This window comes from Streptomyces poriferorum (genome assembly GCF_019399235.1).
Classification (GTDB): Bacteria; Actinomycetota; Actinomycetes; order Streptomycetales; family Streptomycetaceae; genus Streptomyces; species Streptomyces poriferorum.
Genome location: NZ_JAELVH010000297.1, coordinates 1 through 15810 on the forward strand (window position 1 = coordinate 1; position 15810 = coordinate 15810).

Sequence of the window (15810 nt, forward strand, 5' to 3'; positions counted from 1 at the left end):
GTCGTCGGTGAGGTCCGTGGTCCGCTTCTTCAGCTCGCTCAGCCGGAACGATCCTTCGTTGAGCGCGGAGTTCAGCAGCAGCAGGGTGATCAGGCCGCCGCCCAGGAGCAGGACGACCAAGAGGACGAAGGGGGTCCGGGCCGCGTTGCTGGGCCCGGCCGGCATCAGCCGGCTGAGCCGCGCGGCGCGTCCTTTCAGCCCGCCGGCCGCGTTGCTCACCGCGCCGCTCCGTCCCCGGGCCGGGTCCGCGAGGACTCAGGGCGCCGGCTGCTCATCGTTCCTCCTCGCGGATGCGCTGGGCGCCGCGGAGCCGGGCGGGGGCGGCGCGCCGGTTCTCGGCGACCTCCTCCTCGGTGGGCAGTTCGGCGCCGCGGAACACCTGCTTGACCAGGCGGTCCTCGAGCGAGTGGTACGAGAGGACGGCGATGCGTCCACCGACGGCGAGGCTCCGCACCGCGGCCGGAATCGCCCGCTCCAGCACGGTGAGCTCGCCGTTGACCTCGATGCGCAGCGCCTGGAAGGTGCGCTTGGCCGGGTTGCCGCCGGTGCGCTTGGCGGCCTGCGGCAGCGAGTCACGGATCAGCTCGACGAGCCGTGCGCTGTTGCTGAACGGCTCCTTCTCGCGTTCGCGCACGACGGCGGAGACGATCCGCTTGGCCTGCTTCTCCTCGCCGTACGCGCGCAGGATCCTGACCAGCTCGCCCGGCGGGTAGGTGTTGAGCACCTCGGCCGCGCCGATGCCGGTCGTCTGGTCCATCCGCATGTCGAGCGGGGCGTCCTGGGCGTACGCGAATCCGCGGTCGGCCTCGTCCAGTTGCATGGAGGAGACGCCGAGGTCGAACAGGATGCCCTGGACCTTGGGTACGCCGAGCCGGTCCAGCACCTCGGGCAGTTCGTCGTAGACGGCGTGCACCAGCGTGGCGCGGTCGCCGTACGGGGCGAGCCGCTCGCCGGAGAGCCGCAGCGCCTCCTTGTCCCGGTCGAGCGCGATCAGCCGGGCGGTGGGGAAGGCGGAGAGCAGCGCCTCGCTGTGTCCGCCGAGGCCCAGGGTGCAGTCGACGACCACGGGCGGCTGCGGGCCGGGTGCCTCCAGAGCCGGGGCCAACAGGTCCAGGCACCGCTGGAGCATCACCGGGACGTGTCGGGTCTGGCTCATGCGCCCTCTCAGGCTCAGGTCCCGGGGCGCTGCACGTACGGCCTGGTCCCCGCCCGCTCGCGAAGGGGAGGTCCGCCGGCGCCGGGGAAGGGGCGTCAGCCGACCGGCGAGCGGGAGAGGGCCGGGCCGTACGTACGCCGCGCACACGGGGAAGACATCGGAATGTGCAGGGTGTCGGTAACTTCCCGTCACTTTAGTCCACCCTGCCATTCGATCGATTCCCGATCAATCAACCCGACAGCGCGTCGGCCCTCGCTTTGTTCACCCGCCCGGGTGACCGAGTGTGAGGCTTGTGGGTTACCTCACAACAAGCGTCGTTGACGTTCTTTGTCCGCTTCGACACCACGCCGACGGCACTGGCGAGAGCTAACGTCTAGTCCATGTCGACTTCTGCGCACTCCCCTGCCACGGACCAGGCCCGCACCGACGGCACCGTCACCGACCGTCTGATCGAGTCGAACGTCCAGTACGCCTCCGAGTTCAGCGATCCCGGCATGGACGCGAAGCCCGTGCTGCGCGTCGCCGTCGTCGCCTGCATGGACGCACGGCTCGACCTGCACAAGGCGCTCGGCCTGGCCCTCGGTGACTGTCACACCGTCCGCAACGCGGGCGGCGTGGTCACCGACGACGTCATCCGCTCGCTGTCGATCAGCCAGCGGGCCCTCGGCACGCGCAGCGTGGTGCTGATCCATCACACCAACTGCGGCATGGAGTCGATCACCGAGGAGTTCCGCCGGGAGCTGGAGATGGAGGTCGGCCAGCGGCCGGCCTGGGCGGTCGAGGCCTACACCGATGCCGACCAGGACGTGCGGCAGTCGATGCAGCGGGTCCGCACCTCCCCGTTCCTGCTGCACACCGACGACGTGCGCGGATTCGTCTTCGACGTGACCACCGGTCTGCTGCGCGAGATCCTTCCGGCTTCCTGACTTTCCCGGCCCGAAGGAGCCGGACGGGCACGTTCCGGCGGCGAAAATCCCCATCGACCCGACATTTCGGCCCCGGTTATCCACAGGCGAGTGACACGAAGCGGTAACGGCAACAAGAATGCGGGTGTGACACCCCGCCGGACGCTGTCCGGCGCGGTGTCCGTGATTCGGGGTGGGCCGGGCCGCACAAGGGCACCGGCCCGTGACTGGGGAATCCTGTGCTCCTGGTGAGCGTGGGGCAGGGCCGAGGAGGGCCGGGTGACGACCTATGACGATCGAGCGAGCCTCACAGATCTGACCACCACAGCGGAGCGGGTACGCAGGTCGGTGGAAGGTGTGATCGAGGGCAAGCCCGAGGTCGTACGCCTTTCGCTGACCGTGCTGCTGGCGGAGGGCCATCTTCTGATCGAGGACGTCCCCGGTGTGGGCAAGACCATGCTGGCCAAGGCGCTGGCACGTTCCATCGACTGCTCCGTGCGACGCATCCAGTTCACACCGGACCTGCTGCCCTCGGACATCACCGGTGTGTCGATCTTCGATCAGCAGCGCCGCGACTTCGAGTTCAAACCGGGCGCGATCTTCGCCCAGATCGTGATCGGCGACGAGATCAACCGCGCCTCGCCCAAGACCCAGTCCGCGCTGCTGGAGTCGATGGAGGAGCGCCAGGTCACCATCGACGGGCACACCTACGAGCTGCCCGACCCCTTCATGGTCGTGGCCACCCAGAACCCGGTGGAGATGGAGGGCACGTATCCGCTGCCCGAGGCCCAGCGCGACCGGTTCATGGCCAGGGTGTCGATCGGTTATCCCAGCGCCGAGGCCGAACTGCAGATGCTCGACGTGCACGGGGGTGTCTCACCGCTCGACGACCTCCAGCCGGTGGCGCACGCCCACGACATCGTCAAGCTGATCGAGGCGGTGCGCGCGGTCCACGTCGCCGAAGCCGTCCGGCGGTATGCGGTGCAGCTCGTCGGGGCCACCCGGAACCACCCCGACCTCAGGCTCGGCGCATCGCCGCGGGCCACCCTGCACCTGCTGCGCGCCGCCAAGGCCTCCGCGGCACTGAGCGGGCGGGACTACTGCCTGCCGGACGATGTGCAGGCCCTCGTCGTCGCCGTGCTCGCCCACCGGCTGCTGCCCACCGCACAGGCCCAGCTGAACCGCCGCACCGCCGAACAGGTGGTCCTGGAGATCCTTCAGCAGACCCCCGTGCCGACCGCGTCGGGCGGGGCGGCCGTCCCGGCGCCCCAGCACCAGCCGGGCGCGGTGTATGGCGGCCGGCAGCAGCCCGGCGCACGGCGGCTCTGATGGCCGCCGGGGGGCCGCCCGCGGTGGACGACAGCGACGACAAGGGCGGTCTGCGGGCCGCCCTGGGCGGCCTGACCACGCGCGGCCGGTCCTTCCTCGCGGCCGGTGTGGCCGCCGCCGTCTGCGCCTACGTGCTGGGCCAGGGGGATCTGCTGCGGGTCGGCCTGCTGCTTGCCGTGCTGCCGCTGGTCTGTGTGACGGTGCTGTTCCGGACCCGCTACCAGGTCGCCGGCACCCGCCGGCTCTCCCCGTCCCGGGTGCCCGCGGGCGCCGAGGCGCGGGTCCATCTGCGGATGGACAACGTCTCGCGGCTGCCCACAGGTCTGCTCATGCTCCAGGACCGGGTGCCGTACGTGCTCGGGCCGCGGCCCCGGTTCGTCCTGGACCGGGTGGAGGCGGGCGGCCGGCGCGAGGTGTCGTACCGGGTGCGGTCGGATCTGCGCGGGCGCTACCCGCTCGGTCCCCTGCAACTGCGGCTGAGCGATCCGTTCGGGATGTGCGAGCTGACGCGCTCCTTCAGCGCGTACGACACGCTCGTCGTCATCCCGCGGACCGAACCACTGCCCCCGGTGCGGCTGGCGGGCGAGGCCTCCGGTTACGGCGAGGGACGGCAGCGCTCACTGGCCCTGGCGGGTGAGGACGACGTCATCCCGCGCGGCTACCGGCACGGCGACGATCTCCGCCGTGTCCACTGGCGTTCCACCGCGCGCTACGGCGAGCTGATGGTGCGCCGCGAGGAGCAGCCGCAGCGGGCCAGATGCACGGTGCTGCTGGACACGCGCCGGATCGCCTTCCAGGGCACGGGGCCCGACTCGGCGTTCGAGTGGGCCGTCTCCGGCGCGGCGTCCGCGCTGGTGCACATGCTGGAACGGGGCTTCGAGGTCCGGCTGGTGACGGACGACGGCACGGAGGCACCGGGCGGGAGCGGCTTCTCCGGCTCCACCCAGGACTCGGCCGACTCGGCCGGACTGCTGATGGACACCCTCGCTGTCGTCGACCACTCCGACGGCGACGGTCTCGCCCGGGCGTACGACGTGCTCCGCGGCGGCGACGAGGGCCTGCTGATCGCCTTCCTCGGCGATCTGGACGACGAACAGACCGCGGTAGCGGCCCGCATGCGACAGCGCGGTGGCGGGGCCGTCGCCTTCGTCCTGGACAGCGCCGCCTGGGTGCACGGCGCGTCGCCCGCCTCCGACGCGGCCCGCGAGCAGCGGCTCCGGCTGCTGCGCGAGTCGGGATGGACAGCGGTGCCGGTCGGGCCGGGCGCGGATCTGGCCCTGCTGTGGCAGCAGGCGAGCCATCAGGGCTCGCTGACCGGGTCCGCCGCGATGGGCGGCACGACCGGCGGCACGACGGGATTCACCGGTGGTTGGTCATGAGAGGACGGTCATGAGCGGTCGTGGTCGGCTGGCGCTGTGCGCCTATGCGGCGACGCTGATGGCGGCTTGTTCGATGCTGCCACTGGTCGACCCCTACGCCTGGATCGTGCAGGCCGCGTTCCTGCTGGCCATCCAGTGCGGCGTGGGCGCGCTCGGCCGGCGGGTGCCGCTGCCGCGGGCGGCCACCGTCGCCGCCCAGGCGCTGGTCCTGGTGGTGCTGCTGACCGTGGCGTTCGCCCGTCAGGAGGCACTGGCGGGCTTCCTGCCCGGACCGCAGTCGGTACAGCGGCTCGCCGACCTGCTGACCGTGGGTGCGGACGACGTCGGGCAGTATGCGATTCCGGCACCGGACACGGCGGGCATCCGGCTGATGCTGGTGGGCGGCGTGCTGCTGATCGGGCTCGCGGTGGACGCCCTGGCGGTCACGTTCCGCAGCGCCGCGCCGGCCGGGCTGCCCCTGCTGGCCCTCTACTCCGTCGCCGCCGGTCTCTCCGACGGCGGCGCGGACTGGCTGTGGTTCCTGCTGGCCGCCTGCGGCTATCTGCTCCTCCTCCTGGCCGAGGGACGTGACCGGCTCTCCCAGTGGGGGCGGGTCTTCGCCGGGGCGGCCGCGGCCCGGGGCCGAGGTCATTCCTCCGGTATCGGCGCCTCAGGCGGCGGGGCTCTCGCCCCGGTACGCACCGGGCGGCGCATCGGCGCGTTCGCCCTGGGCATCGCGCTGGTCGTGCCCGCGGCCCTGCCCGCGCTCGACAGCGGGCTGCTGGCCGGCACGGGAGGCGGCAACGGCAAGGGAAGCGGTGGCGGCACCATCTCCGCCGTCAACCCGCTGGTCTCCCTGCAGAACGACCTCAATCAGCCGGAGAACCGGGAGGTGATGTCGTACCGCACCAACTCGACCGATGCGCAGGACTTCTACCTCCGCATCCTGGCCCTGGACCAGTTCAACGGGAGCGAGTGGCGGGCCTCGACCCGCCGGCTGAAGGACGTACCGAAACGGCTCCCGAACCCGCCCGGTCTGTCGCCGGACGTCGCGGTGACGGAGATCAGTACGAACATCTCCGCGTCGCCTTCGTACAAGCAGACCTATCTGCCGCTCCCCTACCCTGCGACCGAGGTGAGGGTCGACGGGCGCTGGCGGTTCGAGCCCGAGGGCCGCACCCTGGTCGGGGACGACGGGGAGACGACCGGCGGTGCGCAGTACGGGGTCTCCAGCCTGATCGTGCAGCCGACGGCCGGACAGCTCGCGGACGCGGGCGAGGTTCCGGCAGCCCTGCTGCGCGAGTACACCCAAGTACCCGGCTCACTGCCCAAGGTGGTCCGGGAGACGGCCGACGAGGTGACGAAGGGCTCCGCCAACTCCTACGAGCAGGCGGTGAAGCTCCAGAACTACTTCGCCTCCGAGGGCGGCTTCACGTACGACACCTCGGTGAACTCGGGTACCGGCAGCGCGGCGATCGGCCGCTTCCTGAAGGACCGGCGGGGCTTTTGCGTCCACTTCTCGTTCACCATGGCGGCGATGGCCCGGACGCTGGGCATCCCGGCCCGGGTCGCCGTCGGCTTCACCCCCGGAACGGCGCAGTCGGACGGTTCGATGTCGGTCGGCCTGCGCGATGCGCATGCCTGGCCTGAGCTGTACTTCGAGGGCATCGGGTGGACCCGCTTCGAGCCCACGCCGACGCGCGGTTCGCTGCCGTCGTACACGCTGCCGGACACCCCTTCCGGTGACTCCGCCGATCCGGCCCGGCCGGAGACGGAGGAGTCGGCAGCGGTGCCGGTCGCACCGTCCGCCTCGGACAGCTGCCCGGCGCAGACGGGCGGACAGGGCGCGTGCGGCAGCTCGGCCCTTCCGGGTGCCACCGCGCCCACGGACACGGGGACGTCGGCGGGCGCCGTGCTCGGAGTGGCCCTGGTGGCCGTCCTCGTACTGCTGCTCCCGCTGCTGCCCATGTTCTGGCGCATGCGGGTACGGGCCCGGCGCCTGGGATCCTCCACCGGACGCACACCGGCGGACGCGACCGCGCGAACGCTGGCGGCCTGGCAGGAGATCACCGACACGGCCTGGGACCACGGCATCGAGCCGGACGAGTCGCTGACCCCACGGAAGGCCGCGGCCCGGGTGGTACGGGCGGGAGAGCTGGGCGCGGAGGTGGCCGAGGCGGTGCACCGGGTGGCGGGCGCGGTGGAGCAGGTGCTCTACGCGCCGGAGCCGCGGCCGGTGTCGGGGCTCGCGGAGGATACGCAGACGGTACGGGCGGGCCTGCGGGGCTCCGTCGGCCGGTTCGCCCGGTTCCGCGCGGTAGTGGCGCCGCGCTCCGCCGTACGGGTGGTGTGGGCGGTCTCGGAGCGCCGGGCTGCTCTGGCAGCCCGATGGCGGGCACCGCAGCGGCCTGCGTGGCTCCGTCGCCCGTCCCGCCAGCAGGGCTGACACTAGCGACGCCGGACAGGCCCGTTCTGCGGGTCTGCCCGGGTTCGGTTCCGAGGCCCGGGACATCAGGCCTGCCGCGCGGGGTAGCCCAGACTCCGGGACCCGGCACATCAGGCCTCTCACGCGGGGCCGACCGGGTTCCGAGGCCCGGAGCATCAGGCCTGCCGCGCGGGGTAGCCCAGACTCCGGGACCCGGCACATCAGGCCTCTCGCCCGGGGCCGACCCGGGGCATCAGGCCTTGAGCATCAGCGCCGTCCTGCGGGGTTGCCCGGGGCGTCGAACCGCGTCGAACCGCGTCGATACCGAAGGCATCAGGCCCGGGCGTCTGCTCTGCGGGCCTCCGTACGGGTACACGGGTGAGGGGCGGCCGCAGAAATGCGGCCGCCCCTCACCCATAAGTGTTCTGAGCGCTTACTGGCCCTGCTCATCACGGCGACGCTGCCACCGCTGTTCGATCCGGTTCATCACGGACCTGCGCTGTTTGGGCTGTCGGCGCGGCTCCGCACCACCCGCGCGGACTGCCTGTTGCTCGCCCGGTTTCGGCGCCTTGCGCCAACCCGTCACCGCGAGCACCGCGCAGCCCAGCATGACGAGGAACCCCACCACGCTGATCCAGATCTGCTGGGCGACCATTCCGGCCATGAGGAGCGCGATTCCCACCAGGAAGCCAGCAACTGCCTGGTAGACCCGTCGCCGGGTGTATGTACGCAGCCCACTTCCCTCGAGCGCTGTCGCGAACTTGGGATCTTCGGCGTACAGCGCTCGCTCCATTTGCTCGAGCATTCGCTGCTCGTGCTCCGAGAGCGGCACGGAGTCCTCCTCGTCGTCGGCCGCGGGGGGCGGCCGGTATGCGGCCCTTCCAGGATAGGCAGGGAATCGCCCCCGTGAAACCCGCCCTCATTGCCAATCAGCCAGTCCGGGCCGCCACGACGGCTCAGCTGCTGAGGCGTTGATTCCCCAACCTCCGATCCGTCATGCCGGATGGTGTCCCCCGATCATACGGGGCCAAGGGCCTGATCGGGGCTGCTGGGGCGTACTCCGTCTGCAGCTGCGTTGCTGATCAGCCACACTGCCGTCGCGATCCGGCCGGTGGCGGGAGGGCCCCTCAGGCCCGCTTGGTGCCCAGGACGTGCAGCTGGGTGGCCACCGAGTGGAACGCGGACAGCTCGGCGGCCGCCGCCTCCAGCTTGAGCAGGGCCTCCATCGCGCCGGGCTCGGTGTCCACCAGGACCCCCGGCACCAGGTCGGCGAAGACGCGCACCCCGTGGACCGCGCCGACCTCGACGTCCGCGCCCTCGACGAGCTCGGTGAGCTGCTCCGCCGTGTACCGCCGGGGCACCGGGTCGCCCTCGCCCCATCGGCCGTCCGGGTCGCTGAGCGCGTGGCGCGCCTCGGTGAAGTGGCCGGCGAGCGCCCGGGCCAGGACCGCGCCACCGAGTCCGGCGGCCAGCAGGCTGAGTGCTCCGGACGGGCGGAGCGCCTCCACCGCGTGCCGCACGCCCTCGGCGGGGTCGTCCACGTACTCAAGGACTCCGTGGCAGAGCACGGCGTCGTACCCACCGCGCCCGACCACGTCGAACAGGCCGAGGATGTCTCCCTGGACTCCGTTGACCCGGTCGGCGACCCCGGCCTCGGCGGCACGGCGCTCCAGCGCGAACAACGCGTTGGGGCTCGGGTCGACGACGGTGACCCGGTGGCCCAGGCGTGCGACGGGAACGGCGAAGTTGCCCGTACCGCCACCCGTGTCCAGTACGTCCAGGGCGTCCCTGCCGGTCGCCTTGACCTGGCCGTCGAGAGCGTCTTTGAGGACCTCCCAGACCACAGCGGTACGGAGGGAGGCACGGGGGCGCAGCTGGTCCGACACGGCAGTTGACTCCTCGGCACGGTGCCGCCGCTGAGGGCGGAGCGTGAACAGCGCAGGTGATAGGTCCCGTCCACCCTATTGCCTCGCGCCGCCGTCACCGTCATCCCGCATCGGACCGCTCCGCGCGGGGTTGCGGAAGGACCGGCTGGAGCACCAGCAGCCGCTCCACCAGGCGAAGGAACATCGCCGCGTCACGGAGCAGGTCGTCCGCGTCGCGCCGGCCGGCCGCCCCGGGTATGCCCGCTTCCGCCCGGGCCCGGCGGCCGGCACCGGAGGCGAAGAGCGCGCTCCATTCGGTGAGCTCGGGGGCGATCTCCGGCAGGACCTCCCAGGCACTGCGGATCCGCTCCCGCCGCCGCGGGGAGGTCTCGGGGCGCCCGCGGACGGCGAGCACCGCGGCCGCGGTGCGCAGCGCGGCGAGATGGGCGGTGGCGTAGCGCTCGTTCGGCACATCGAGAACAGCTGCCTCTTCGAGGCCGGCGTGGGCCTGGGCGAGGAGATCGAGGGCGGCGGGCGGCGCTGTGGCGCGCCGGAGTACGGGGTGGACGTCGTGCGCCGGGCCGGTCGGTGAGGGGGCAGGGCCGTCTGTGCGGCGTCGCGGTGCGGCTGCTGCGGACGAGTGGGCCATGACAGAACCTCCTGTCTCGTAACGGCTTCGTGGCCGTCTGTATCCATCGTGACGGCCCCCACTGACAATCGATCCGAACCTGCCCCTGACCTGGCCTTTTGCTTCGACCGCAAGTTCCGGCTACCTTTTTGTACTGACTGGTCAGTTCAAAAGAAGGACAGGGGAGGGTCTGTGAACAGCCCGCACGGGGCAGCTGTCACCGCCGAGGGCCTCGGCCTCAAGGGGCCGCGCGGATGGGCTTTCCGGGGCGTGACGTTCAGCGCCGCCCCCGGGGCCCTGATCGCGATCGAGGGCCCGTCCGGCTCGGGCCGCACCTGCCTGCTGCTCGCCCTCACCGGCCGGATGCGCCCCACCGAGGGCGAGGCCTCCACCGGCGGCCTGCGCCTGCCGCGCCGGGCCGCCGCCGTACGCCGTGTCGCGGCCCTGGGCTCGGTGCCCGGGGTCAGCGAGCTCGATCCGGCGTTCACGGTCGCCGAGCACCTGCGTGAACGCGCCCTGTTGCAGCGCCGCTTCGACGGCTCGCTGCGCGCCCTGCTGCGGCCTCGCCGCGAGCGCGTCGCCGCGGCCGGGGCCCGCGTCGACCGCGCCCTGAAGGCGGCCGGACTCGACACCGCCACCCTGCCCAAGGCCGGGCGGACCTCCGTAAGGGATCTGGAACGGCTGGAAGCGCTGCGGCTCTCCATCGCCCTCGCGCTGATCGGCCGGCCGCGCCTGCTCGCGGTGGACGACACCGACCTCAAGCTGTCCGACGCGGAACGCGCCGAGGCCTGGGAGCTGCTGCGTCACCTCGCCGCCGACGGCACGACCGTGCTGGCCGTGTGCAGTCAGGCCCCCGATGACGCCGTCACCGTACGCACCGGCACGACCGGAACCACGGACAACACCGACACCGCGGAAACGACGGCCCCCGCGGACGACACCAGCACCACGGAAACGACAGCCCCCGCGGACGACACCAGCACCACGGAAACGACAGCCCCCGCGGACGACACCAGCACCACCGGAACCACTGACCCCGCCGCCACCACCGGGGAGCCCGCGCAGCCGGCGGCCTCCGCACTCGACGAAGGGACGGCCGATGCGTTCGCCGAGACTGGCCGCGCTTGAGCTCCGGCGCTTCGGCAGGGGAAAGCTGCCGCGCGCCGCACTCGCCGCGCTCCTGCTGCTGCCCCTGCTCTACGGCGCCCTGTACCTGTGGTCCTTCTGGGACCCCTACGGCCGCCTGGACCGCATCCCGGTTGCACTGGTCAACGACGACAAGGGCGCCACCGCCGCGGGCAAGCGCATCGAGGCCGGGGACGAGATCACCGGCAAGCTCCTCGACTCCAAGGTCTTCGAGTGGCACGAGGTGAGCGCCGCCGAGGCCGGCCAGGGCGTCGAGGACGGCACGTACTACCTCTCGCTGAGCATGCCCTCGGACTTCAGCAGGCGCATCGCCTCCAGCGCCGGCGACTCCCCCGAGACGGGCGCGCTCCAGGTGCGCACCAACGACGCGAACAACTACATCGTCGGCCAGATCTCCCGGACGGTGTTCTCCGAGGTCCGTACCGCCGCGTCGGCCAACGCCTCCCGGGGGTTCCTCGACCGGATCTTCATCAACTTCTCCGATCTCCACGACGCGACGGCGAAGGCGGCCAAGGGAGCCGCCGACCTCGAGACCGGGATCGGCAAGGCGAAGAAGGGCTCGAAGGACCTCGCGGACGGGCTGAAGGACGCGAAGGCGGGCAGCGGCCGGCTGGCCACCGGCATCGTGCGGCTGGACAAGGGCGCGGGCGATCTGGAGACCGGCTCGCGCCAGGTCGCGGACGGCACCCAGCTGCTCGCCGACAAGGTCAACGGGGTGGCCGCCGACGTCCGCCCGTTCCTGAAGGACAACGGCAAGGCGATCGGCGACACGGCCCGCCTCGTCGCCGACTCCTCGCAGACCGTACGGGACAACCTCGACCTGCTGGTGAAGACGGCGCCCGCCGCCGCCACGGCCGCCCACACGGCCTCCGACGACCTCGCCGAGGTCCACCGCACCCGGTGCGAGGAGCAGCCGCTCCCCGATACAGCCGTCTGCGCGCCGCTGAAGCGGGCCGTGACGGCGGCCGCCGATGTCGCCGCCGTGGCCGACGACGTCAACGTCCTGGTCAAGAACCAGAACGGGGACCTCAAGGCGCTCCGCGGGCAGCTGACCACCCTGCAGAAGCAGGCGGACGCCCTCGCCGAGCGCTCGCCGCGTCTGGACGAGGACCTGGAGAGCGCGGTCAAGAAGATCAACGCGCTCAACACCGGCGCCCACAAGGTCGCCAAGGGCGCGGACCAGCTGCACACCGGGCTGGCCACGGCCAGGACGGGCTCCGCCGAGCTGAACACCGGAGTCGGAGACCTCAAGAAGGGCGCGACGAGTCTCGACAGCGGCCTGATCCGCCTCGGCGACGGTTCGGCCACGCTGGCCAAGGGGCTCGACGACGGGGCCGGGAGGATCCCGGACTACGACAAGAATGACCGCGACGCCCGTACCGAGGTCATGGCCGACCCGGTGCGGCTGGCATCCCAGTCGCTGCACGCGGCTCCGAACTACGGCACCGGCTTCGCCCCCTACTTCATCCCGCTCTCCCTGTGGGTCGGCGCGATGGTGGCGTACATGCTCATCCAGCCGCTGAACCGGCGGGCCCTGGCCGCCGGGGCACCCGCCTGGCGGATCGCCTTCGCGGGCTGGCTGCCGGTGGCCGCGATCGGTCTTCTCCAGGTGGCCGCGCTGATGTCCGTACTGCACTGGGGGCTCGGCCTGCAGATGGCACACGCCGCCGGGACCATCGGCTTCCTGGCCCTGGTCACCTGCTGCTTCGGGGCGATCGTGCAGTGGCTGAACGCCAGGTTCGGGGCGGCCGGCCGCATTCTCGTCCTCGCGGTGCTGATGCTCCAGCTGACCTCGGCCGGCGGCACGTACCCCGTACAGACGAGCCCGGGCTTCTTCAACGCGATCCATCCGTACCTGCCGATGAGTTACATCGTCGAGGGCCTGCGCCGGCTGATCACGGGCGGCGGGCTCGGCCCGGTATGGCAGGGCTGCGCGGTGCTGCTGGCCTTCACCGCCGGAGCGCTCGCGCTGACGGCCCTGTCCGCGCGCCGCAAACAGGTGTGGACCCTGGACCGGCTGCATCCGGAGCTGAGTCTGTGAGCGCTCCGGGACCTGTGAGAATCAGGAGCATGGAAAGCAGTAGCGCCACACGCCGCCAGGCCACCCGGCAGAAGCTCTACGAAGCGGCTGTGACCCTGATCGCCGAGAAGGGGTTCTCGGCGACCACGGTTGACGAGATCGCCGAGCGTGCCGGGGTCGCCAAGGGCACGGTGTACTACAACTTCAAGAGCAAGACCGAGCTCTTCGAGGAGCTGTTGCGCCACGGTGTCGGGCTGCTCACCTCCTCGCTGCGATCGGCGGCGGAGGAGACCGACGAGCGCGGTGGCAGCCGGGTCGAGGCGCTGGACGCCATGATCCGGGCCGGTCTGGTCTTCATCGACCGCTACCCGGCCTTCACCCAGCTGTACGTGGCCGAGCTGTGGCGCACCAACCGCGCCTGGCAGGCCACCCTGCTGGTGGTGCGTCAGGAGGCCGTCGCGGTGGTCGAGGGCGTCCTCAGGGAAGGCGTCGCCGGCGGCGAGCTCAGCGAGGAGATCGACATCCCGCTGACAGCGGCCGCCCTGGTCGGCATGGTGCTGGTGGCGGCACTGGACTGGCAGGCGTTCCAGCCGGAGCGGTCGATCGACGACGTGCACTCCGCGCTGTCCCTGCTGCTGCACGGGCGGGTCAGCGGGCGCTGACCCCGGCCCCGCGAGGGTCCTGAACGCACGAAGGCGCCGGTCCGGCGGAGCTCGATCCCCCCGAGCCCCGCCCGACCGGCGTCTTCCGTGCTGCCGGAGAACCTTCCCCCGTGACCCCGCGTTCCCCCGTGGTCCCGAGTCCTCCGCCGTGCACCCCCGTCCGGAAAGGAGTGCCGCGCCCGCTCCGCCGCCCCGTGCCGGCGGTACCGGCGCAGCGCCCCTTCCGTGGTCCCCACTCTGCCGTCCACGCAGGTCGCACCCCATCCGCTCCCCTACTCATCTCACGTCCTAGGTACGGGTACTCAGCCCTGCGCACCTGCACCCTCCCGCACCCGTACACCACCTGGTTACGATCACCCCCGTGTCCGTACTCCCCCTGGTGTTCACGAGTGGCTGGGCGAGCGGGATCAACGCCTACGCGGTGGTCCTCCTCCTCGGCATCTTCGGCGCGACCGGTGTCACCGACGAGGTGCCCGCCTCGCTGCAGCGCACCGATGTCCTCGTCGTGGCCGGTGTGCTCTTCCTGTGCGAGGTGGTGGCGGACAAGATCCCGTACGTGGACTCGGTCTGGGACACGGCGCACACCGTCATCAGGCCGCTCGCCGGGGCGGTCGTGGCGGCGCTGCTGGCGGGCGAGAGCGGTTCGCTGCCGGAACTCGCCGCGGGGGCCATCGGCGGGTCCACCGCTCTGATGAGCCATCTGGTGAAGGCGGGCACCAGGATGGCGGTCAACACCTCCCCCGAGCCCTTCAGCAATATCGCGGTGAGCATCGCCGAGGACCTCGGGGTCGCCGGAGTCGTCACCTTCGCCATATTCCATCCGTGGATCGCGGCCTCCATCGCCGCGACGCTGCTGGTGCTCGGCCTGGTGATACTGGTCTTCCTGGCCTCCCGGATCCGCCGGTTCCTGCGCCGCAGAGCACAGCGGCGCGAAGAGAGACGCCTGGCGGAGACCGTCTCCCACCGGCCTGACGGCTGAGCTGTCGGCAGCGGCCGTTAGAGTCGCCGGCATGGCACGTATTGCGGTGATCGGCGCCGGCTTGGGCGCGATGTCGGCGGCGGCCCGGCTGGCAGTGGCAGGCCACCGGGTGACGGTGTACGAGCGGTCGGAGACATTCGGCGGATCGGTCGGCCGCCATGCCCTGCACGGCTTCGCGTTCGACACGGGCCCCGGCCTGCTCCATCTTCCGGCCGTCTACCGCGACCTGTTCGTGAAGACCGGCAAGGAACCGCTGGAGCGGTGCGTCACCCTGTCCCAGGTCGATCCGGCGAGCCGTCATGTCTTCGCGGACGGCACGGACGTGTCCCTGCCGAACGCCTCGCGGGCCGGCGTCGTCGCGGCCCTGGACGCCGCGCTCGGCGAGGGCGCGGGCGGCAGCTGGGGGGCGTTCCTCGACCGGGCAGGGGACGCCTGGGACCGGTCCCGTCGCCCCTTGCTGGAGGAGCCCCTGCGCCCCGACTGGCAGGTCCTGACCCGCGATCCGTATCCGGCGCCCGTGCGGCGGCGGCTGCTCCGCCCCTCCCTCCGGGCCGGCACGGTGACGGAGATCGGGTCCTGGGAGCTGGCGGATCCCCGGCTGGCCGCCCTGCTGGACGGGTACGCGCTGTCGTACGGGCTCGATCCGCAGCACGCCCCGGCGAGCACGGCCCTGCTGCCGTACATGGAGGAGACCTTCGGCAGCTGGTACGTCTCCGGCGGCATGCGGGCACTCGCGCAGGCCGTGTACGAACGGTGCCTGGCCCGGAAGGTGGAGTTCGTCTTCGGCGCGGAGGTGGCCCGGGTCCTGGAGAAGGACGGCCGGGCGGCAGGCGTGGAACTGACGGACGGCACGGTCGCGGAGGCGGCTCACGTGGTGCTGGGGGCCCGGCCGCACCCGGGCCTGATGCCCACTCAGGAGCTATGGCAGGACGGCGACGTGACGGTGCAGCCCCGGCCGGAGGGCTCCGCGCCGACGGGCCGGTTCATGGTTCTGCTGTCGCTGCGCGGAGCGCGGTCCGCGGACGCCGTGCACCGGACGCTGGTGCATCCGGCGGACGGGGCGGCGGAGCACGAGGCGTTGTCCGGCGGCCGGCTCGCCGCGCACCCCACGGTGACGGTGCTGCGCCCCGACGATCCCTCGACCCGCCCCGACGAGGCCCACGAGGCCGTGACGCTGACGGCGACCGTCGCCCCGCACGGCCAGGTGGACTGGACGGACGAGGCGTTGCGGGCACGGTTCGCGGACACCCTGATCGACACGGCGAGCGCGGCCGTGCCCGGTCTGCGGGACCGCATCCTGCACAGGGAGGTGCGGACGCCCGCGGAGTCCGAGGCCG

13 protein-coding genes and 1 pseudogene are annotated in these 15810 nt (G+C 72.1%); 9 read left to right on the forward strand and 5 right to left on the reverse strand.

From position 1 onward, the window contains the following. A pseudogene (locus JGS39_RS33410) lies at positions 1-165 on the reverse strand (cell division protein FtsL); the annotation flags it as partial. A gap of 106 nt (positions 166-271) precedes the next feature. Beyond that, complete coding sequence (rsmH, locus tag JGS39_RS33415) at positions 272-1156, reverse strand: 16S rRNA (cytosine(1402)-N(4))-methyltransferase RsmH (RefSeq protein WP_219573506.1); 885 nt, start codon at positions 1154-1156, stop codon at positions 272-274. Between the two features lie 380 nt (positions 1157-1536). Between rsmH and JGS39_RS33420 the strand changes: the two genes are divergently transcribed. From JGS39_RS33420 to JGS39_RS33435, 4 genes are all read left to right on the forward strand, one after another. Further along, complete coding sequence (locus JGS39_RS33420; protein ID WP_219573507.1) at positions 1537-2082, forward strand: beta-class carbonic anhydrase; 546 nt, start codon at positions 1537-1539, stop codon at positions 2080-2082. A gap of 258 nt (positions 2083-2340) precedes the next feature. Continuing rightward, a complete protein-coding gene (locus JGS39_RS33425; protein WP_219573508.1) occupies positions 2341-3390 on the forward strand; it encodes an AAA family ATPase in 1050 nt (349 codons plus the stop codon). Then, positions 3390-4769, forward strand: coding sequence for a DUF58 domain-containing protein (locus JGS39_RS33430; protein ID WP_219573509.1), 1380 nt, complete (start codon positions 3390-3392; stop codon positions 4767-4769). The genes JGS39_RS33425 and JGS39_RS33430 overlap by 1 nt, the downstream gene beginning before the upstream one ends. Positions 4770-4779: 10 nt before the next feature. Then, positions 4780-7194, forward strand: coding sequence for a transglutaminase TgpA family protein (locus tag JGS39_RS33435; protein WP_219573510.1), 2415 nt, complete (start codon positions 4780-4782; stop codon positions 7192-7194). A gap of 412 nt (positions 7195-7606) precedes the next feature. On the opposite strand, the gene JGS39_RS33440 is transcribed toward JGS39_RS33435, so the two are convergent. The 3 genes from JGS39_RS33440 to JGS39_RS33450 all read right to left on the reverse strand — a co-directional run bounded on the left by JGS39_RS33440 (position 7607) and on the right by JGS39_RS33450 (position 9687). Further along, positions 7607-8005 carry an SCO2097 family morphological protein gene (locus JGS39_RS33440; RefSeq protein WP_148017729.1) on the reverse strand — a complete coding sequence of 133 codons (399 nt, stop codon included), beginning with the start codon at positions 8003-8005 and terminating at the stop codon, positions 7607-7609. Positions 8006-8300: 295 nt separating this feature from the next. Beyond that, positions 8301-9059, reverse strand: coding sequence for a class I SAM-dependent methyltransferase (locus JGS39_RS33445; protein WP_219573511.1), 759 nt, complete (start codon positions 9057-9059; stop codon positions 8301-8303). 100 nt (positions 9060-9159) lie between these two features. Continuing rightward, positions 9160-9687 carry an SAV_6107 family HEPN domain-containing protein gene (locus tag JGS39_RS33450; protein ID WP_219573512.1) on the reverse strand — a complete coding sequence of 176 codons (528 nt, stop codon included), beginning with the start codon at positions 9685-9687 and terminating at the stop codon, positions 9160-9162. Between the two features lie 171 nt (positions 9688-9858). Here JGS39_RS33450 and JGS39_RS33455 point away from each other — a divergent pair, with 171 nt between their 5' ends. The 5 genes from JGS39_RS33455 to JGS39_RS33475 all read left to right on the forward strand — a co-directional run. Continuing rightward, positions 9859-10794, forward strand: coding sequence for an ATP-binding cassette domain-containing protein (locus tag JGS39_RS33455; protein ID WP_219573513.1), 936 nt, complete (start codon positions 9859-9861; stop codon positions 10792-10794). Continuing rightward, positions 10766-12853 (forward strand): YhgE/Pip family protein, encoded by a 2088-nt coding sequence (locus JGS39_RS33460; protein WP_219573514.1) that lies wholly within the window; start codon positions 10766-10768, stop codon positions 12851-12853. Before JGS39_RS33455 ends, JGS39_RS33460 begins: the two co-directional genes overlap by 29 nt. Positions 12854-12882: 29 nt before the next feature. Continuing rightward, entirely contained in the window at positions 12883-13494 is a 612-nt protein-coding gene (locus JGS39_RS33465; RefSeq protein ID WP_219573515.1) for a TetR/AcrR family transcriptional regulator, read from the forward strand. 361 nt (positions 13495-13855) lie between these two features. Continuing rightward, positions 13856-14473 (forward strand): DUF4126 domain-containing protein, encoded by a 618-nt coding sequence (locus JGS39_RS33470; RefSeq protein WP_219573516.1) that lies wholly within the window; start codon positions 13856-13858, stop codon positions 14471-14473. 31 nt (positions 14474-14504) lie between these two features. Next, a partial coding sequence (locus JGS39_RS33475) for a phytoene desaturase family protein (RefSeq protein ID WP_219573517.1) occupies positions 14505-15810 on the forward strand: 1306 nt, incomplete at its 3' end.